Raw genomic sequence first — 18,194 nt, 5'->3', positions numbered from 1 at the left:
AAGCAGATGAACTTAAAAAATCTAACCTATATCCTGTTCTTGGCAATCTTTCTATGTGGAGGCTGCTCCAAGGATTTGGGCAATTATGATTATAAAGATGTGAACTCCATTTCGATCGCCGGTCTATTGGATAATAGACATCCTACAGGTCGGATCTATGAAATTCCTTTTCATGATACGGTCCGATTGAGTCCTACGGTCACGGGCTCCTTGTCAGGCAGTGATACCAGTGCGCTGACTTTTGAATGGAAGGTGGATTCCGTAACAGTAAGTAGAACGAAAGACCTTCTCTATGTTGCGAATAAACGCTATGGAAAGATTGCAGCTGAGTTTCATGTCTCAGACAAATCAACGGGTACCACAACAAGCTATCATTGCTTTTTGAATATTGTGAACCCCTATAAATGGGGCTACTATGTTTTGACCCAGAATAAAGCGAAAGATGCTTCGCTCTATTGCTTATCCAGTATTTCCAAAAAATCCTCGTTTGACAAGGTCCTGCTATCCAACTTGGATAAGTTGGGGAAAAATCCGCTGTCCATCAGCGGAACAAAAAAATACGGCGCCTCGTCTTCGGATTTTTATAATGTCTTAACCATTGGCGTTCAGGATGCAGCAAATCCGGTGGCAGTTATTGATTCCCGTGAGTTTGTCCCCACTTTATTGTACAATTCGTCAAGTTACGTCGGGGGCGGAGATTTTGTGTTCCGCCCGACTCAGGTACAGGCGGATTTATATAATGAGGTGATCTATGCGGTCAATAAAGGCAAATTCCATGTATTAAGGAAAGGTACAATAGCACTTCCTGCATTTATGAATGACCCTTCGGACTATAAAATAGCTCCAAATGGCGTAGCTACACCACTTGGAAACGGCCGGTATTTTATGAGTATATACGACGAAAACAATAAAAAGGTGCGTGTATGGGATAATGGCGTGACCAGCAACGAATATAATTATGTGAATGACTATAAGGAAATCGCGGGTCAGGAACTGATGAACGGAAAAACATTCCTTGCTTGCAGCTATGCTAACATTCCATCGATCAACCATATTTATCTTTTCAGGCAAGATAATCAATTGTATTCCTATCGTCTGGATTATAGCGCGGATTATAAACCCAAAGCTTTCAGTCAGTTGGGGACTGCTACAATACCCACATCCAGTCAAATTGGTTATGTATATTTTGACGGGCGGACAAGCAGATGGTATATGGCGGCAGGCAAGACGATTTATATGGCCTCCTACCTAGGGGTAGAATTCCAAAAATATGTGCAGTTGCCATCGGATGCCAGTGGTGATATTGTTAAGTTTAAGATCCTTGATGGGAAATTAATGATTGGCACAAATGATCCAGCTGCTGATAAACAGGGGTCGATCTATATCTATAATGCCAATACAATGCTGTTGGAACAGGCTCACAAGCATGTTGTTGAAGAAATTGTCGATGTGCATTTAGGCATACTGGTAGAATGATAAAATAAGAAACGAATAAATCTAAAAAATATGAACTTAAAATCAATAACATTGGCGATTCCCCTGTTGCTTTTGGGGAGTCAAGTGACTTTCGGACAGCTGGCTGCAAAAAAAGGAATTACACAAGAGGAACTTTATAAACATCTCAATGGGTTGTTCCAACAGGGAACAGCAGCGTCCAAAGCCGAGGTTTTGAAAGAAGCTGATTATTTAGCGAAATCAAAAAAAGAAGAAGATCAGTTGCTAGCGGGACGAATCTACACTGGCCTGGAAAAAAACGATAAGGCAGAAGCCATAAAAAAGAGCATTGGTAAAAAATTTCCCAAAGGAATAACAGCCCGCAACGAAGCCTTTGGTAAGCTGTTTGAAAAAAATGGACTGACAGCTGCGCAAACAGAAGCGGAGTATATCCGTTTAAGCAAGCAATTTCCCGAAAGTAATTACGATGAAAAAAACAGGGGCATATATGGATTTGCCCTGGGAGCCGTGGCCCAGCAGTATGCAAAAGAGAAAAACCTTGATAAGGTGAACAGCTACTTGGACCAATTGAGGTCCACCACAAATTATACGAATGCTATTTTCGGTATTGGCCGGGAATTAAACCAGCAAAAAGAATATGCCTTTGCGCAAAAAATACTGGAACCGGTTTATCTCCATTTAAGGCAGCAAAAATCCGAAGGTCAAAAAGAAAATATGGGACGGCAATACCTGGGAGCAATCAGCTTGCAATATGCTGAGGCCTTAATGGGAAATCTGCAGGTTGACAAAGCTCTGGAGATTTTAGACAAAATACGTGCGGAGGCGCCTTCAGAAACCGCAAACATTTCGTACGCCAAAGCGCTGGTCCTGAAAGGAAGGGCTTTGGATGCTTTTCAGCTTTTGGAATCGGAGGTGCTCAAAAATGGGAGAGAACCCGAAATAATGGCCGAACTTCTGCCACTATACAGCAAACTCAATAATGGTTTGGCAGATACGACAACTTATCTCAAAGACTTGAACGGGCGTATTGATGAAATGCTGGTTTCAAAACTTAAATCTGAGATGGTCAAAAAAGAAGCTCCTAAATTTTCTCTTGTGGACCGTTCAGGCAAAGAAGTTTCCCTGGCAAGCTTGAAAGGCAAAGTTGTTGTGCTTGACTTTTGGGCTACCTGGTGTGGGCCATGCAAAATGTCTTTCCCAGGAATGCAGGCTGCGGTAAACAAATATGAGAATGATCCGGAAGTCGCTTTTCTATTTATCAATACTTGGCAAAAGGAAGAAAATTACAAAGAATTGGTCAACAACTTTATCAATGAAAATAAATATACTTTTCATGTCTTATTTGACGAAATGAAAAACCGGGATCAGGCGACAGTATCGGCTTACGGGGTAAAAGGTATACCAACCAAAGTGGTAATAGACAAAGCTGGTTTCATCCGTTTTCAATCGTCCGGTGGTGGCGCTGACGTGGAAAAAATAGTTCATGAAATCTCCGCAAAAATTGAGCTTGCAAGAAAGGGATAGTCGCTCCACGACAATCGCATAAATCTGCGATAACAACGGAAACATAGTGAAATCCGTAGCTTCTTGTTGAATAAGAAGCTGCGGATTTTTTTCTGAAAGTGTTTTTTGTACCCGAAAAAACTTTTAGTCGATTTTCATCACTGTTGGTATGTGTGAAAGCATGACGGTTCTATTGCGCATGTCCTATTCGATGAAAAATAGGGTCATTTACTGCACAAATTTGGAAGTGATCCCTCTTTTTTTAACATAAAAATTTAAGGCGCGTCCAGCTTCCTTTGGATGGTCGGTACTCAAGATGTCTGCACCACGTTCAATAAAACTGGCATACAGCTGGAATCCTTTCTTGGTAGCTTGCCGGTCCAAATTGCCTTGGGTACCCAGGATACACATAATGCCGTGATCATGCAGTACTTTGGTGAGTTGCGGATCAGCTTCACGTGTGCCGACAAAAGCCAGGAGCTTGTTGTCGGGAATATCTTTTTCGTTAAGACGGGTTAGATCATCCAGATTTTTCACCGAAGCGGATATCATCAGATCCCCTGCCAGGTTGTGCACTTTACCTGCCTGACCGGCACTATAGGTGATAATAACAACGCTGGATTCAGCGCGTTGTTTACGGATAACATTGATCACAGATTCGTAAGGTACGTCATTTTTAATATCCAGCGTGAAAATGACTTTACCTTTTCCCCAGGCGAGCGCTTCGTCCAGTGTCGGGATTTTGTAAGGAGTTATTTTCTTGTTATTGTCCACTAGCCGCAGTTTTTTCAGCTCAGCCAATGTATGTTCACTGACAGATCCACGGCCTGTGGTAGTGCGGTTTAGTGTATTGTCATGCATGAGCACCAGCGCTGAATCTTTGCTGAGCCTGACATCACACTCCACAATAACGGGTTGTAGACTGGCATTATAAGCAAAGGTTTCTAAGGCATTTTCCGGATACCCAGAGGATGGTCCGCCACGATGCAGGCTGACCAGCGGATAGCGGTTGTCATCATAGGTCAAAAACTGATAAAGATCCTCTACTGTGGTCAGCTGGATACGCTTGCCTACAGGTAGGCCTTCAGTGTCGCCGCTATGGCGAAAACAACCGCCAACAGCTATACAGGTCAGAAATAAAATGAAACAGTACAGGCGAATTCTCATAATGGACGATTGTGCGATTATAAATTATGCTGACTGATCAGGCTGACTAAAGTTTCCACTGGGGTATTGAGCTGATCTATTGTTAGATGAGCCTGCGTATAATAAGGCTCGCGTTCGGTTAATTTCTCTTCGATAAAGGCTCGTAATTCTTCTGGCGATTTGCCGATCAGAATAGGCCTTTTGTGTAATTTTGATTGCGACAAACGATCAAATAAGGCTTTGGGCGTCATTTGGAGATAGACTGCATAACCATTGGCCCTGATCCATTCCATGTTATCAAAAAAACAGGGCGCCCCACCACCGGTAGAAATGACAGCATAATTGCCTGCAAATTTGCGTAACTGTTCGCGCTCCAGTTCCCGAAAAGCCGCCTCACCATGTTGACCGAAATAGTCGGTAATGCTCATGCCGATCTGCTTAACGATCTCCTCATCAGTATCGATAAAAGGTAAGTCTAGCTTGCTGGCAAGCTTTTTTCCTAGCGTGGTCTTTCCACTGCCCATATAGCCAATCAAAAATATAGGTTTCGGCATATTGTATTATTTGTCCTTACTTAAAAAATTGTCTTCAATCGTCTTCGCATCGGGGAAATTATTGTAATGCCATTTGCCCATTACATTTCCGCCTTTCAATAGTATTACCCCAGGATTGGCTCTGACCATACTTTTCAACGGAATTAAATCCGCATAGTATATTTCAGCAATCAGTTGCATTTTGTCGCTTAGATATTGCGCATCTTTGGAAGCCGAAGCCGTCAGCAGAACAACGCGAAGACCATTATAATCTTTGGTCATCTGCGTTACCGTCTGATTGATTTTCTGAAGGGCATCGATATTGGTTGTTGAAAGATCTTTGGCGACGATGATCACATTATAATAGGGATTGGCAATGATCTCCTGCGTATGATCCGTACCGTCCGCATCCGTGATCAACAGGTCGGGAATAGGGATATCATAACCTTTTTTGACAAGCCTGCTTTCCGGTTCACCGATGATTTCCCATGACTCGTCCTCCCATAGTTTATCCGCCATGTAGACTTTGTCATTGACTTTTTTGGTTTCACCCGTCTTTTTGTTCTTCATGCTGTAGAGCTGTTCAAAGACATCCGCTTCTTTTCCCGCTGGAAGAACCATCAGCGAAGGAAGATTATTACCGATTTTATAAGGCAGGAAATCAATAAAAGGAAGATAATTAACCGTATATATACCAATACCCAATGAAACAACGGTGGTAATCAAGGTGACGACAAATTGATTGCCAGATCCTTTGATAATAGGCCGGATCTGTTTGCGGTTAAAGAAGATGATCAGAATCAAGGCCAGCAGCACCAGATCTTTGGAAAAGGATTGCCAAGGGGTCAGTGGGATGGCATCTCCAAAACAGCCGCAGGAAGTGACAACTTCAAAAAAAGCGGAATAGAATGTCAGAAAGGTGAAAAATAAAATCAACAACAATAGACCCCAAGCCACTAGATTGCCATAGACCCCAAACAACAAAAGGGCACCCAATAGGATTTCAAAACCACAGATTACCACAGCAATGGCCGTTGCGTAATCATTGAAAGCAGTTAGGTGAAATACCTCAAAATATTCCTGCAATTTATAGCCGAAACCTGTAGGGTCATTGGCCTTGATAAATCCGGAAAAGATAAAAAGAAGTCCCGTGAAAATACGGCAAAAACCTAATAGGTAGTTTGTCTTTGTTGTCTGTTGTGCTGCTGTCATCATCCGATTATTGTTGTGCTAGTCCTAACTTAATTAACGCAAAAACTGCATAGTTGAGCATATCCTGGTAATTGGCATGAATACCTTCGGAAACGATGGTCTGGCCACCGTTGTCTTCAATCTGTTTGACACGATGGATTTTCATGAGGATCAGATCTGTCATCGAAGAAACGCGCATATCGCGCCAGGCTTCTCCATAATCATGATTCTTGGCCAACATAAGATCTCTGGTTTCAGTGACTTTTTCGGTATATTTCTGATTGACAAAGGCGGGATCGAGGTTCTCCTCCCCATCTTCGCCCAGGTCGATCTGGATCATGGCCATAATGCAATAATTGATGATGCCGATATATTCATCCACGACACCTTCAGCAACTTTAGATACTTTTTTGACTTCAAGGGTACGAATACGTTGTGCCTTAATATAAATCTGATCGGTAATGGAGGATAGACGCATAATCCGCCATGCCGTACCGTAATCTTTTGTTTTTTTAATAAATAAATCTTGACAGTGCTTGATCACACTGTTATATTCCTGAATAGTATCCATATTGCTTTTGAAAAGAACTTGATGAGACAAGTCGAGATTATATGACAAATATAATTAGAAAATAGTACTTCTAATGGTCAAATGAATGTACAATTTGTGCTATTTTGCTAAAATATAAATAAATATTTGAGATATTTCCACCATTAAAAGGTTAACCGGTAGCGGAGCTGTAATAAATCGGTATCAGCTATGCTGAACAAACCTGTAAATAAGGTAACTTTATTTTGGTTTGAATTCCTGTCTGGAATTGATGGTTAACTTTGAACAGAAAGAAAATAGAAATTCATGAATTTTCAACAACCTATAATTCGCGAGGTAGAAATCACCCGATATGTTCAGCCATTTCGGGAAGGTGGATCTCTACCGGCGCTTGTCGATGCAGATGACGGCTTTAGTTATGTCATCAAATTTAGAGGAGCAGGACAGGGGCGTAAGGCATTGATTGCGGAGCTGATCGGTGGCGAGCTTGCCCGGCTTTTAAAATTAAGAGTGCCTGAAATCGTCTTTGCACATCTGGATGAATCTTTCGGACGCTCAGAACCGGATGAAGAAATACAGGATCTACTCAAATTTAGCGTAGGGAAAAACCTCGGGCTTCATTTTTTGAGTGGTGCCATTACTTTTGATGCCAATGTCGACCAGATCGGCGCAGAGGAGGCTTCAAAAATTGTGTGGTTGGATGCCTTATTGATGAACGTGGACCGTACCGTACGGAACACCAATATGCTGATCTGGCATAAAGAACTATGGCTGATCGACCATGGGGCATCCCTATATTTCCATCATAGCTGGGACAATTGGGAAGAACAGTCGGTCAAACCCTTTGTACAGATCAAAGATCATGTCTTGTTAAAAAATGCGGACATCGTCGAAAAAATAGATGCTGAATTTAGCCCTATTTTTACGGAAGATGTTTTTTGTAAGATACTCGCTGTGGTTCCGGACGAATGGTTGGCGGATTCCGAACGTGAATTGTCAGCAGCCGATGCGAGAGAAGTATACGTTTCATTCCTGAAACAACGTGTGGCGAGTTCATCAATTTTTGTAAAACAGATAGCAGATGCCAGAAAGAACCTTATATGAATATGCGGTGGTACGATTGGTACCACGTGTAGAGCGTGAGGAATTTATCAACGTAGGTATTGCGCTCTACTGCCGTAAATATCGTTTTGCCAAGATGATTTATGCCGTAGATGAGCAGAAGGTCCGTGCGCTCTGCCCTAAAATTGAACTGGAACTGATTGAAAACCACTTGGCTTCGTTTCAACGGATCTGTAATGGCGATAAAGATGCCGGAAAGCTGGCTGCCCTGGATATCACGGAGCGCTTTCGTTGGCTTACCGCCAAGCGGAGCACAGTCATTCAGTGTTCGGCTTCACATCCCGGACTCTGTGAAGATCCTGAAGTTACATTGCAGAACCTCTTTGAGCGCTTAGTGCTTTGATCGGCATAATTTAAAACCAGATTGGTAATTTGTACCCTTGAAAATAAAGAAGTGATACGTACAGGATCCTGTCGGTCAACATCTGTTGTTGCCCTCGAATCCAATTAGCGCTAAAAAAATGATTTAATCCTAGACTTTAAGGGTAATAAGGCTTAATCTATCAATATTGTATAGTATCTTTGCTTAAAGATAAGGCACTTGAAGAGCAGGAGGAGACATTGGATTTGTATATTACTCCATTAGAATCGCATATAATGGTTACTTTATTTAGGCTGCTTACTTTATCTGGGTTTGTTTTAATATTTACTTTTGAAGATGCATGATTTTTATCAACATATCTATGAGCAGCAATTGGCTGTTTTAGAAATGCCCTCCAATAAGAAGATCTGCGGCTGGGCAACCAAAATTTTGGATGTGCTTTTTCCGGAGCGAAATTCTGGCGAAATGAAATCGGTAGAGGATGTAAAACTTGCTTTTGGACAATTTGAGCTGGAGTTGGAACAGCTGCTGAGCAAGTCAAAAGCCTGTGGTGATTGCAATCATGCACAAGTGGCCCATCAGTTTTTTGAACGTATTCCGGCTTTGTATGAGCTGATGTGCTGGGATGCTGATGCATTGATGGACGGAGATCCGGCTGCGCAGAATAAACGTGAGGTTGTACGTACCTATCCCGGCTTTTTTGCCATCTGTATTTTTAGAATGGCAAATGAACTCCACCGCCTAGGTGTGCCGCTCATTCCAAGGATATTGACCGAACATGCACATTCCAAAACAGGTATTGATATTCATCCCGGGGCGACCATTGGCCATCACCTGCATATCGATCATGGTACAGGCTTAGTCATTGGGGAGACCTGTACGATAGGTAATTACGTTAAACTCTACCAAGGTGTCACTTTGGGGGCCTTGAGTGTGGACAAAGTGTATTCAAATGTAAAACGTCATCCGACGATTGAGGACCATGTCATTATTTATTCCGGAGCAACGATTTTAGGTGGTGAGACACGTATAGGTCATCATTCCGTGATCGGAGGTAATGTTTGGCTGACAAGTTCAGTGGAACCTTACACGACTGTGTATCATCAGGCAACGTCAAAATTTATCGATTCAAAACCAATCATATAGATACATTATGGGAAATATTATAGATACCATCGGAAATACACCATTGGTGGAGATCACTCAGTTTCATACGAATCCCAATGTACGGATCTTTGCAAAAATGGAGGGAAATAACCCCGCAGGTTCTGTCAAAGACCGTGCGGCCTTAAATATGATCCGTTCGGCCATGGAGCGTGGTGAAATTTCGAAAGAAAGCAAGTTGATTGAAGCGACAAGTGGTAATACAGGGATCGCCTTGGCCATGATTGCCGGAATATATGGTTTGAGTTTGGAACTGGTCATGCCGGCATCTTCTACCCGCGAGCGGACACTTACGATGGAGGCTTACGGTGCTAAGGTTACACTCTTGGAGTCGATGGAAATATGCCGGGATTATGCGGAAGAAAAAGCGTTAAAGGAAGGCTATTTTATCTTAAACCAATTTGCCAATCCTGATAACTATAAAGCTCATATCAAAACGACTGGGCCAGAAATATGGCGTGATACAGATGGAAAAATTACCCACTTTGTGAGCGCAATGGGCACCACGGGAACAATTATGGGGAATTCTATTTACCTCAAAGAGAAAAATCCAGCCATTCAGATTGTCGGTTGTCAACCTACGCCCGAGTCATCTATTCCTGGAATCAGACGCTGGCCAGAAGCCTACTTACCCAAAATATTTGATCCAAGCCGTGTAGACCGTGTGATTGATATCTCACAACAGGAAGCTACCGAACTGGCGCGCGAGCTAGTCAAACGTGAGGGGGTATTTGCCGGTATGAGCACGGGTGGAGCATTTGCCGGAGCCCTTAAAATTGCCAATGAAATTGAAGCAGGTATTATTGTCTTTATCGCTTGCGATCGGGGCGATCGCTATCTGAGCTCAGACTTATTTGGTTAGTCCCGCTAAAAGGATTGCTAATTAAATAATATTGCCAATCTTTATTACCCGAAAACAAAGCGTAATAAAGACTGGCTTCATTTTTCTCTATCGTATCTGTTTGTGTCAATGCGGATTGTCCACATTATCAGTGGTATTGTTTTCCGTCAGATAGCCCGATGTTTAATTCAGGATACCGATCCAATAAAAATAGTTTCCGGCCAAGGGGCAGGCGCTATACCGGGGCTGAACTACACCGCCAGGTTAGATTAGACCATTTTTCGATGCTATTCCCCAGCTCCAAAGGTTAACAGGTTATTGTCTGGGTCGAGAATGGAAAACTCCCGCTGTCCCCAAGGTTTGGTCATCAGTTGACCATTGGGATGGATGGCAATATTATTTTCTAAAAAAGACTGATAAAGTTGATCAATATCATCCGTACGAATATAAACCATACCGTAATTTTCTTGAGGCAGCAGTTCTTTAAATGAAAAGAAATGGATTTCGACCTGATCTTTTTTGATCATCAGATAATCTTCATAGTCTGCGGCCCCACAGGCCACAAAGCCAAGTTGACCGACATAAAAATCCTTGGTAATGGCCTTATTACGCATGGGTAATTTTGGATGTATTGTAGTTAGTTTCATTTTTTCAAGTATTGCTTTTTATTTAAATCTTACTGAAATATAAGGGTTTATTTTTATTCCCGGCTAGTTGTAGATCCTATTTTTTCTACTTAATCCCTAACGACCCCGAAGGGTGGATATGTTGTAATGGTCATTTTTACATTAACCCTATGAATGACTATTATGGGGTGTGTATAATATTTGGTTATAACTTATTTGTTATTGTAGTTTTAATGATAATTAAAAGTTATTCAATTTTGTGGCAGATCAAAACACAAAATCATGTATAAAAAAGCAGGCTTCACAGCGCACTATAATTATTTACTTAACAAGAAGATCTCGGTTCGGGAAATCCTTTTTATCCTCCTTTTTATCTTATGCTTGACGCCGGTCGTGTCAGCTCCTTTGGCCTTGCTACTTGGTATTCTTGTTGCTCAATGGATCGGACATCCTTTTTTGGCTGTTAACCACAAAGCCACGCAAATTCTTTTGCAGTTTTCTGTCGTTGGCCTAGGTTTCGGTATGCATATTGACTCCGCTATCCAGACAGGTAGAGACGGATTTTTGCTGACTGTTATTTCCATTATCGGAACATTGCTGCTGGGCTTTGTACTAGCTAAATTTTTAAACCTCGAAAAACTGACCGCTTATCTTATTACTGTGGGAACAGCTATTTGCGGGGGCAGTGCCATTGCAGCTGTATCGCCGGCAGTAAAAGCCAATGAAAAACAGATTAGTGTGGCCTTGGGAACTATCTTTATCCTGAATGCAATTGCTTTGTTTGTTTTCCCGGTTATCGGTCGTGCGTTGGATCTCTCGCAGACTCAATTTGGCCTTTGGTGCGCGGTTGCGATACAGGATACCAGTTCGGTCGTCGGTGCGGCAAGTAAGTATGGCAGCGAAGCCCTACAAGTGGCAACGACTGTTAAATTAACCCGGGCACTGTGGATTATTCCGATTTCTTTGCTGAGCGCGCTTGCTTTCAATACCAAGGGAACAGGGATAAAGATTCCTTATTTTATCGGGTTATTTATACTGGCTATTATTTTGAATAGTTATATTCCTTTTTTTCAGGAAATAGGGACCCATGTGGTCCACATCTCCAAGATCGGGCTTACATTGACGCTCTTTTTAATCGGAGCTAGCCTCTCAAAGGATGTAATACTGTCGGTAGGCTATAAGGCAATTCTACAGGGACTGCTATTGTGGCTATGTCTTGCCGTTCCCGTATTACTCTATATTTACTTCTTCCTTTAACAGAGAGGCATCTATCAAATAGCCATTGACGAACGATTGTCGTTAGGGCTGTTGGGACTGATATTTTAGCAGAACCATATCTTTTAACAGCTGACCGTTCTCATAAATGGGTTGTTCGTAATTCTCTATAAAAAAATTGGTGCGGACGCCGTATTGAACAAAGCCATTACGTTCATAAAATCGGATCTGATCGAAACCACAATCGGCAGTTCCAACAATCAGGTTGGGATATTGTGTGCAATAAGTCTCCTGGATGTATTGTAATATTTTGCTCCCAAGTCCTCTATTTTGATGTGAAGCCGCGACAGCAATATTTTTGATCTCGAGCGTATCGGTATCGATAGGATATAAACAAAATACCGCAATAGGGAGTTGTTTTTCTTGTACAACAAAGACCATGGATTCAAAAACATACTTATGGATGGCAGCGACAGTCTCGTCGGCCAGAAGCAACAAATCATAAGGATAATCCTTATGATTTGTGATCTGTTTTATTTCGAAATCAGCCAACATACGAATAGCTTACTGAATCTGTTAAAATAAATACCGTTTTGACGGTTTAATTGAAGTGGTATAGGAAGATAACATCTCCAACATAGGCTGGTTTGGCACTATCCTTAATTTTTAAGGTTGCTTCAATCGTCACCTTGATAACCCCCCGAAGGTTAGTAACCGATTTTACAAGCGTGTGCAGCTGCACTTGATTATCGACCAGAACCGGTTGTGCAAAGCGCAGGTTTTCGATACCATAATTGATTTCCATTTTGACATTCCGTACCTCTGCAATCTGTTTCCACAGGTAAGGAATAAGGGATAAGGTCAGATAACCGTGTGCAATGGTCGATTTGAATGGACTTTCTGTCTTTGCTTTTTCGCTGTCAAGATGGATCCATTGGTGATCTAAGGTTGCGTCTGCAAACTGGTTAATCTGTTTTTGGTCAATCGTATGCCATTGAGATTCGCCTAATGACTTTCCTTCAAAGGCCTTGTACTCTTCATAATTGTTAATTATTGTCATATGTTATGTCTTTATCGCTTTTCGTTGGAATTTGCTCCGTCGGTTACATACGGGGATATCAAATTTTGCCTAAAGATAACCATTGTCGTTAGCAATCCAAGTATGTCTGTTATTTATATGTTTACTCTGAGAAGTGATTATCATCAGCTGATTAACCCGCAAAGCCACAGGGAAAGGTTTTTCCCTTAGGATAAACTGCCATAGGTATTTTCTACATATGCTTTGAAGTTATCCAAAATAGCCTGCCAGCCCTGACGTTGCATCTCTATCGGGTTTTCGGATTCCGCGTCAAAAATAACGACGACATCAGTGCCGGATTTTTTCTCGTGGAAAGTAATGGAGACCTGACGGCCATCAGGCATCACATAGGCTATTTTTTTGAAGGGTTCGAGTGCCGTATAGGTTCCCGTAAAATCAAAACCCATGGAGCCGTCTTTGGCTTCCATACGATTTTTGAATGTTCCACCAATGCGTAAATCGTTGATCGCATCCGTACAATGCCAATCATCTGACGCTTGGTTCCATTGCATAATGTCTTCGGCTGAGGTATAGGCGTTCCAGATGATCTCTACGCGCACATCGATATGCGCTTGTATTTTTATCTGCTCCATATTTCGTTAATAATTTTTTCTAAAGTAATTATAGTTTCCTTACTTATAACAGGAAAATTTATCTTTTGTTATATCATCTCTGAGATAATTCCTGGTTTTTCCTCAAAAGGGTAAGCTGACACAGTTGGTCTGTTGCTTTGTGGCGTCGCGCAAACAATTTTGTTTTGAAAGATGGGGATCTGAAGGGTTTTTGCTAACTTTATGAATGTGAATCCTTAAACCCATTTATTATGTTCCCAAAGTTCCTTGTCGCATTCTTTTTATTCATTTCATTCAACCTAACTTTTGCTCAAAAATACCGTACAATAGCGGATATTAGCTATTGTAAAATTACTGATACCGATGCGTATAAAAAGGAACGTTGCAAGCTCGATCTGTACGTGCCGACCGACCGAAAGCATTTCTCGACAATTGTATGGTTTCATGGTGGTGGACTCGAAGAGGGGAATAAATTTATTCCTTTAGAATTGAAGGATAAAGGTGTGGCCGTGGTTGCGGTCAATTACAGGCTAAGTCCCAAGGTGAAAGCTCCGGGTTACATTGAAGACGCCGCGGAAGCGGTTGCCTGGGCCTTTTCCAACATCGCTTCTTATGGCGGCGATCCAGCGAAGATCTATGTTTCGGGGCATTCTGCTGGCGGATATCTGGCTTTAATGGTAGGACTTGATAGCAGCTATCTGCAAAAAGAGGGTATCAACGCGAATAGAATAAAAGGCCTCGCACCGATCAGTGGTCAGACCAATACACATTATACCATCAAAAAGGAACGTGGGCAGTCCATGATAATCCCACAGATCGATCAGTACGCACCTATTTCCTTCGCACGGAAGGATGCCCCGCCTATTGTACTGATTACAGGCGATGCCCGATTGGAACTGCCTGCCCGGTATGAAGAAAATGCACATCTTGCAGCCCTATTAAAACAGGTCGGCCATGCGAAAACGTCTTTATACCAATTACAGGGCTTTGATCATGGGGCTGTTTATGCACCGGGATGCCTACAATTGCTGAACTGGATAAAGGAATTGGAAAAGTAAAGCTATCGTGGTATAAAATGTCGAACCAAAACAAAATTAAATATCAGGTCAAGCTAACGGCAGCTTTAGCGCATTTCCTCTTATTTATTCTCGTCATTTTGTTGTTTTTGACCAGAAAGTCTGACTCGCTCCCTTTAGAATTTATTAACCGGAATTTTGAAGATTTTGAAAGTCATATATCAAATTTTTCCATTACATACCTACTTATTGGAGGACCCTGTTTTGTATGGCTTCTATTTGGCGTAAGTTTTAAGTATATCTTATTTTTTTCCTTATTTATACTGGTTGTAACTATTCTTTATGAGCTTTATGTCCCGTTATTAAATGTGGCTGATTTATTGGATGCTTATTATGGAACTTGGGGATTTTTTTTGGCATCATTGGAACTTTTTATGCTCTCTAAATGGGGACTTACAAAAATAGAAAAATATGGTGAAGTCAGGGGGAACTGATTTTTTCGGCTCGAAATATTATAAATAAAATAAAAAATATTACAACAGCCGTTTCGAAAATAGTAACGATCTTTATTTCGTAATATCTACATGCAGGGTTATTTCCTGTAAATAAGGTATTCTAGCATAAACACGATAAAATTTGAATCTTATGTGGGCGAAAGTCAACATCTCGTTGGTCATCAGTATTTTGGGGCTATTCTTAGCACCAAGTCTGGGTTTTGCCTGCCATTTATCGCCTGAAAAGCCGAAGCAAGAGCAAAAGTCATGTTGCTCCGAAAAAAGTCAGGATGTAAAAGAAAGCGGGACAACTCAAGATCTAAAACATATTGAGAAAGCTCAAGAACCAAAGCCTAGTGGCAAGGCTCAAGATGTGAAGGATACCAAAGCGAAAGAATGCTGTAAAGATAAAAAGCAGGATGCAGGAAGTTCAGGTGATCATGGCGATGATTGTGGTAAACACTGTGCCGAAAAATCATGTCGTACTTCGATGCAATGTAATCCCTTGATCTCTTTTGATGAAGCAGATTTTATCTTGATGCCGGATGCCGATCAACTCAAATTATATACACTGTATAAGCAGCCTTTTTGTCCGGATGCTTATTTTTCGATCTGGCAGCCTCCTAAACTAGCCTAGTAACCGTCGTAGCCCATGCTACGTCTTTTTGGATCGCCATCCGCGCTCCAAATCCCTCTTCATGTATTAGATAAAAATACCATTGGATCATAAGATTCGCTGATGTCTACAGTATTTAGCTTTTACTGGCTAGCTGTTAACTCCGGTATTCATTTAATTAGAATTTACCCTTCATAAGGTACTTCTATTTAAAAAAGCATACATGCAACTCAAGATAAACAGGGTATACTAGAAGACCCTCAAAGAATATTTACATATGAAATCAATCTCAATAATTGGCTTGGTAACCGTGGTATTACTTAGCAATAGCCCTATACAGGCACAGATCAAAAATGCGAAAACAGCAACGGTAAAGGTTTTCGGAAATACGCCCGCTGCAAAAACCATCATCGAGCAGGAAGGCAAGGCTGGAAAGAACGCGCAAGTAGAATGGAATCAGGAAACGAAAATAGCAACCATCACTTATGATGCTTCAAAAACAAATGAAGATGAGGTTTTAAAACGTATTGCGCTAGCAGGATTTGACAGTGAGAAGTTTCTGGCACCAGACGATGTTTATGCCAAGTTACCCAAGGCTGATCAATACGTAAGAACATTAAAACCTGTTTCGACATCGCAGACTGCAACTACAGCACATACTGGACAACATCAGCCGGGGCAAACAGATCATTCAGCGCATCAGCATGCTGCTGCTACGGTAACCGGAAAAGTAACACCATTGACAAATGTGGTCGATCAATACTTTGCTTTAAAAGATGCGCTGGTCAAGGCGGATGCCAAGACAGCAGCGACCAAGGCAGAGGCATTGCAGGAAGCGATCAAGGCCGTCGATATGAATAAGCTTGCATCCGCTGAACATACTGTCTGGATGAAGGTGATGAACAATTTGACTGCTGATGCTACGACCGTTGCAAAGAGCACGGATGTGAATAAACAGCGCCTGGCATTTGCCTCGCTTTCGACGAAGCTCTATGAACTGGCCAAAGTGAGCTCTTTTGGGAGTCCTGTTTACTATCAGCATTGTCCGATGTTTAATGAGGGGAAAGGGGCGAACTGGTTGAGTCAGGAAAAAGCCGTTAAAAATCCATTCTACGGATCGCAAATGATCACTTGTGGAAGTACAGTTGAAACGCTTAATTAGAAGCTGGCCCCATGAAATATTTAGTTGCTATTATAGCAGTGTTTGTCCTCATATTGACGGCATGCACCAATCCGGAAAGCAGTTCAGAAGCAGCGCCTACGAGTTCAGAAAAGGATACAACGAGGCATGTAGCGGCAGCTGCAAAGCAGTACAAAAAAGGGGATCTCGTGCCTACAGAAGAGGTATGTATGGTCAACGATGCATTTATGGAAAAGAAACAGCTGCTGGTCAAATATGAGGGCAAGGCTTATTATGGCTGCTGTGAAATGTGTAAGGAGCGAATCCCTAAAGAAGCTGCTGTTCGCATGGCTATTGATCCCCTAACCGGAAACAAAGTTGATAAGGCCATGGCAGCAATTGCCATAACGGGTGATCAGGGGGAGGTTTCTTATTTTGAAAGCGAAGAAAATTATCGGAAATACCTTGAAAATATAACCAATAAATAGATTTAAAATGAAAAGAATACTATTAATCGCAGTAGCAGCAGTGACACTAACTGCCTGTAATAATTCAAAATCGGATCATACCCATGCTGCACATGCGGCACAGGAAGATCAAGAGAAAGATGCGGTTACGGATCAAACGAAAACAAAGGGGGCTGGAGTAGTAGATACAATAGTAAAAGTGGCGCTTGTCGAAACTGCTGCTAAGACTAAGACCGATGCTGCAGTCGCAAAAAACAGGTCGCTCGACGAAGTTTACAGTGCTTACTTTGAATTAAAAGATGCGCTGGCGAGAGACAACGGACAGGCGGCACAGCAGGCTGCCCAAAAGATGCAGGCTGCGGTTGCGAAGATCGATGCCGCCAAGCTGGAAGCGGCTACTGCAGTTGCCTGGAAACAGTATCAACGGAAATTGGCCTTTGATACTGAACATATTGCTGGGATTGATGAAAATGAACACCAACGTGAGCACTTTGTGACGCTATCCAAAAATATGTATGCCTTGCTAAAAGTGCTGCGGCCAGATGCTCCGGTGTATTACCAGCATTGTCCGATGTATAATGAGGGTAAAGGTGCGCACTGGTTGAGCAAACAAGAGGCCATTGACAATCCATACATGGGCAAATCAATGTCGACCTGTGGATCCACAGTGGAAACAATTCAATAGGGACATGGAGCGCTTATTTGAAGGGTTTCCCAATATGCACCCCCTAGTGGTTCATTTCCCTATAGTGCTGCTGATTTTGGCCTTGCTCAGTCAGGTGCTGGCTGTATGCTATCGGCGATACCGGCATGAGTTCAATATAGTGACTTTTATCCTGCTGTTGTTGGGAACAATGGGTGCTTTTGCGGCAATCCAGACCGCAGCCCATATTTCGGGAGATGCAGATGCAGAAGCTTTTGCTGTGTTTGATATCCACCAGCGTTATGCCTGGTTCAGCTTCTGGCTGGCAGGGATAACCACTCTTGTACGTTTGGTGGCACTGGGATGGAGTAAGGTCATCTGGACAAACTATTTGATCGTGATTTTGTTGATAAGTTTGTCCGTGACACTCTTTATCACAGGGCACCATGGCGCACGGCTGGTCTATCGGTATGGCGTGGGACCTAAAAATAATGGAGTTTTAATGAAGTAATCGCATGAA

General features: G+C 42.1%; 21 protein-coding genes. 13 read left to right on the top strand and 8 right to left on the bottom strand.

Going from position 1 to position 18,194, the window contains the following annotated elements:
- Positions 1–6: 6 nt before the first annotated feature.
- Together ABDW32_RS20150 and ABDW32_RS20145 are read left to right on the top strand one after the other, a co-directional pair.
- Positions 7–1,476, top strand: a complete 1,470-nt coding sequence (locus ABDW32_RS20150) for a PKD-like family lipoprotein (protein WP_343565633.1) — start codon at positions 7–9, stop codon at positions 1,474–1,476.
- A 30-nt stretch (positions 1,477–1,506) separates the two neighbouring features.
- Positions 1,507–2,979 carry a TlpA disulfide reductase family protein gene (locus ABDW32_RS20145; protein WP_343565632.1) on the top strand — a complete coding sequence of 491 codons (1,473 nt, stop codon included), beginning with the start codon at positions 1,507–1,509 and terminating at the stop codon, positions 2,977–2,979.
- Positions 2,980–3,186: 207 nt separating this feature from the next.
- Here the strand turns inward: ABDW32_RS20145 and ABDW32_RS20140 are convergent, their stop codons facing one another.
- Genes ABDW32_RS20140 through ABDW32_RS20125 form a run of 4 tightly spaced genes read right to left on the bottom strand, consistent with a single transcriptional unit; the run spans position 3,187 to position 6,399 of the window.
- Positions 3,187–4,125, bottom strand: coding sequence for a glycerophosphodiester phosphodiesterase family protein (locus tag ABDW32_RS20140; protein ID WP_343565631.1), 939 nt, complete (start codon positions 4,123–4,125; stop codon positions 3,187–3,189).
- A gap of 17 nt (positions 4,126–4,142) precedes the next feature.
- Positions 4,143–4,658: a shikimate kinase gene (locus tag ABDW32_RS20135; RefSeq protein ID WP_343565630.1), complete on the bottom strand. Its 516-nt coding sequence runs from the start codon at positions 4,656–4,658 to the stop codon at positions 4,143–4,145.
- A gap of 6 nt (positions 4,659–4,664) precedes the next feature.
- Positions 4,665–5,852: a BT_3928 family protein gene (locus tag ABDW32_RS20130; RefSeq protein ID WP_343565629.1), complete on the bottom strand. Its 1,188-nt coding sequence runs from the start codon at positions 5,850–5,852 to the stop codon at positions 4,665–4,667.
- Positions 5,853–5,856: 4 nt separating this feature from the next.
- Entirely contained in the window at positions 5,857–6,399 is a 543-nt protein-coding gene (locus tag ABDW32_RS20125; protein WP_343565628.1) for a DUF1599 domain-containing protein, read from the bottom strand.
- Between the two features lie 285 nt (positions 6,400–6,684).
- On the opposite strand from ABDW32_RS20125, the gene ABDW32_RS20120 reads away from it, so the two are divergent.
- The 4 genes from ABDW32_RS20120 to cysM all read left to right on the top strand — a co-directional run bounded on the left by ABDW32_RS20120 (position 6,685) and on the right by cysM (position 9,848).
- Entirely contained in the window at positions 6,685–7,482 is a 798-nt protein-coding gene (locus tag ABDW32_RS20120) for a HipA family kinase (RefSeq protein WP_343565627.1), read from the top strand.
- On the top strand, positions 7,460–7,843 hold the full coding sequence (locus ABDW32_RS20115; RefSeq protein ID WP_343565626.1) for a DUF3037 domain-containing protein: 384 nt from the start codon (positions 7,460–7,462) through the stop codon (positions 7,841–7,843). Before ABDW32_RS20120 ends, ABDW32_RS20115 begins: the two co-directional genes overlap by 23 nt.
- Positions 7,844–8,158: 315 nt before the next feature.
- Positions 8,159–8,968 (top strand): serine O-acetyltransferase, encoded by an 810-nt coding sequence (locus ABDW32_RS20110; RefSeq protein WP_343565625.1) that lies wholly within the window; start codon positions 8,159–8,161, stop codon positions 8,966–8,968.
- 7 nt (positions 8,969–8,975) lie between these two features.
- A complete protein-coding gene (cysM, locus tag ABDW32_RS20105) occupies positions 8,976–9,848 on the top strand; it encodes a cysteine synthase CysM (protein ID WP_343565624.1) in 873 nt (290 codons plus the stop codon).
- Between the two features lie 266 nt (positions 9,849–10,114).
- On the opposite strand, the gene ABDW32_RS20100 is transcribed toward cysM, so the two are convergent.
- Positions 10,115–10,474 carry a VOC family protein gene (locus tag ABDW32_RS20100; RefSeq protein ID WP_343565623.1) on the bottom strand — a complete coding sequence of 120 codons (360 nt, stop codon included), beginning with the start codon at positions 10,472–10,474 and terminating at the stop codon, positions 10,115–10,117.
- Between the two features lie 261 nt (positions 10,475–10,735).
- Between ABDW32_RS20100 and ABDW32_RS20095 the strand changes: the two genes are divergently transcribed.
- Complete coding sequence (locus ABDW32_RS20095) at positions 10,736–11,710, top strand: putative sulfate exporter family transporter (protein WP_343565622.1); 975 nt, start codon at positions 10,736–10,738, stop codon at positions 11,708–11,710.
- A 42-nt stretch (positions 11,711–11,752) separates the two neighbouring features.
- On the opposite strand, the gene ABDW32_RS20090 is transcribed toward ABDW32_RS20095, so the two are convergent.
- The 3 genes from ABDW32_RS20090 to ABDW32_RS20080 all read right to left on the bottom strand — a co-directional run bounded on the left by ABDW32_RS20090 (position 11,753) and on the right by ABDW32_RS20080 (position 13,339).
- On the bottom strand, positions 11,753–12,223 hold the full coding sequence (locus ABDW32_RS20090; RefSeq protein WP_343565621.1) for a GNAT family N-acetyltransferase: 471 nt from the start codon (positions 12,221–12,223) through the stop codon (positions 11,753–11,755).
- Between the two features lie 46 nt (positions 12,224–12,269).
- Positions 12,270–12,728, bottom strand: a complete 459-nt coding sequence (locus ABDW32_RS20085; RefSeq protein WP_343565620.1) for a MaoC family dehydratase — start codon at positions 12,726–12,728, stop codon at positions 12,270–12,272.
- Positions 12,729–12,913: 185 nt separating this feature from the next.
- A complete protein-coding gene (locus tag ABDW32_RS20080) occupies positions 12,914–13,339 on the bottom strand; it encodes an SRPBCC family protein (protein WP_343565619.1) in 426 nt (141 codons plus the stop codon).
- 230 nt (positions 13,340–13,569) lie between these two features.
- Between ABDW32_RS20080 and ABDW32_RS20075 the strand changes: the two genes are divergently transcribed.
- The 6 genes from ABDW32_RS20075 to ABDW32_RS20050 all read left to right on the top strand — a co-directional run bounded on the left by ABDW32_RS20075 (position 13,570) and on the right by ABDW32_RS20050 (position 18,185).
- Positions 13,570–14,376 (top strand): alpha/beta hydrolase, encoded by an 807-nt coding sequence (locus ABDW32_RS20075; protein ID WP_343565618.1) that lies wholly within the window; start codon positions 13,570–13,572, stop codon positions 14,374–14,376.
- Positions 14,377–14,979: 603 nt separating this feature from the next.
- A complete protein-coding gene (locus ABDW32_RS20070) occupies positions 14,980–15,465 on the top strand; it encodes a hypothetical protein (RefSeq protein WP_343565617.1) in 486 nt (161 codons plus the stop codon).
- A 256-nt stretch (positions 15,466–15,721) separates the two neighbouring features.
- Entirely contained in the window at positions 15,722–16,606 is an 885-nt protein-coding gene (locus ABDW32_RS20065; RefSeq protein ID WP_343565616.1) for a DUF3347 domain-containing protein, read from the top strand.
- Between the two features lie 11 nt (positions 16,607–16,617).
- Entirely contained in the window at positions 16,618–17,052 is a 435-nt protein-coding gene (locus ABDW32_RS20060; protein ID WP_343565615.1) for a hypothetical protein, read from the top strand.
- A 7-nt stretch (positions 17,053–17,059) separates the two neighbouring features.
- Positions 17,060–17,716, top strand: a complete 657-nt coding sequence (locus ABDW32_RS20055; RefSeq protein WP_343565614.1) for a DUF3347 domain-containing protein — start codon at positions 17,060–17,062, stop codon at positions 17,714–17,716.
- Positions 17,688–18,185, top strand: a complete 498-nt coding sequence (locus ABDW32_RS20050) for a DUF2231 domain-containing protein (RefSeq protein ID WP_343565613.1) — start codon at positions 17,688–17,690, stop codon at positions 18,183–18,185. Before ABDW32_RS20055 ends, ABDW32_RS20050 begins: the two co-directional genes overlap by 29 nt.
- Positions 18,186–18,194 lie beyond the last annotated feature (9 nt).

It is taken from the genome of Sphingobacterium sp. (assembly GCF_039596235.1).
Taxonomy (GTDB): Bacteria; Bacteroidota; Bacteroidia; order Sphingobacteriales; family Sphingobacteriaceae; genus Sphingobacterium.
This window is presented reverse-complemented; position numbering and strand designations above follow the sequence as displayed.

What these genes read in the sequence shown, in the direction of transcription:
- ABDW32_RS20140 (WP_343565631.1), bottom strand. Translation starts at nt 4,125, where the DNA reads ATGAGAATTCGCCTGTACTGTTTCATTTTATTTCTGACCTGTATAGCT.
- ABDW32_RS20130 (WP_343565629.1), bottom strand. Translation starts at nt 5,852, where the DNA reads ATGATGACAGCAGCACAACAGACAACAAAGACAAACTACCTATTAGGT.
- ABDW32_RS20060 (WP_343565615.1), top strand. Translation starts at nt 16,618, where the DNA reads ATGAAATATTTAGTTGCTATTATAGCAGTGTTTGTCCTCATATTGACG.
- ABDW32_RS20115 (WP_343565626.1), top strand. Translation starts at nt 7,460, where the DNA reads ATGCCAGAAAGAACCTTATATGAATATGCGGTGGTACGATTGGTACCA.
- ABDW32_RS20135 (WP_343565630.1), bottom strand. Translation starts at nt 4,658, where the DNA reads ATGCCGAAACCTATATTTTTGATTGGCTATATGGGCAGTGGAAAGACC.
- ABDW32_RS20065 (WP_343565616.1), top strand. Translation starts at nt 15,722, where the DNA reads ATGAAATCAATCTCAATAATTGGCTTGGTAACCGTGGTATTACTTAGC.
- ABDW32_RS20095 (WP_343565622.1), top strand. Translation starts at nt 10,736, where the DNA reads ATGTATAAAAAAGCAGGCTTCACAGCGCACTATAATTATTTACTTAAC.
- ABDW32_RS20110 (WP_343565625.1), top strand. Translation starts at nt 8,159, where the DNA reads ATGCATGATTTTTATCAACATATCTATGAGCAGCAATTGGCTGTTTTA.
- ABDW32_RS20070 (WP_343565617.1), top strand. Translation starts at nt 14,980, where the DNA reads ATGTGGGCGAAAGTCAACATCTCGTTGGTCATCAGTATTTTGGGGCTA.
- ABDW32_RS20055 (WP_343565614.1), top strand. Translation starts at nt 17,060, where the DNA reads ATGAAAAGAATACTATTAATCGCAGTAGCAGCAGTGACACTAACTGCC.
- ABDW32_RS20145 (WP_343565632.1), top strand. Translation starts at nt 1,507, where the DNA reads ATGAACTTAAAATCAATAACATTGGCGATTCCCCTGTTGCTTTTGGGG.
- cysM (WP_343565624.1), top strand. Translation starts at nt 8,976, where the DNA reads ATGGGAAATATTATAGATACCATCGGAAATACACCATTGGTGGAGATC.
- ABDW32_RS20085 (WP_343565620.1), bottom strand. Translation starts at nt 12,728, where the DNA reads ATGACAATAATTAACAATTATGAAGAGTACAAGGCCTTTGAAGGAAAG.
- ABDW32_RS20125 (WP_343565628.1), bottom strand. Translation starts at nt 6,399, where the DNA reads ATGGATACTATTCAGGAATATAACAGTGTGATCAAGCACTGTCAAGAT.
- ABDW32_RS20100 (WP_343565623.1), bottom strand. Translation starts at nt 10,474, where the DNA reads ATGAAACTAACTACAATACATCCAAAATTACCCATGCGTAATAAGGCC.
- ABDW32_RS20080 (WP_343565619.1), bottom strand. Translation starts at nt 13,339, where the DNA reads ATGGAGCAGATAAAAATACAAGCGCATATCGATGTGCGCGTAGAGATC.
- ABDW32_RS20090 (WP_343565621.1), bottom strand. Translation starts at nt 12,223, where the DNA reads ATGTTGGCTGATTTCGAAATAAAACAGATCACAAATCATAAGGATTAT.
- ABDW32_RS20120 (WP_343565627.1), top strand. Translation starts at nt 6,685, where the DNA reads ATGAATTTTCAACAACCTATAATTCGCGAGGTAGAAATCACCCGATAT.
- ABDW32_RS20075 (WP_343565618.1), top strand. Translation starts at nt 13,570, where the DNA reads ATGTTCCCAAAGTTCCTTGTCGCATTCTTTTTATTCATTTCATTCAAC.
- ABDW32_RS20150 (WP_343565633.1), top strand. Translation starts at nt 7, where the DNA reads ATGAACTTAAAAAATCTAACCTATATCCTGTTCTTGGCAATCTTTCTA.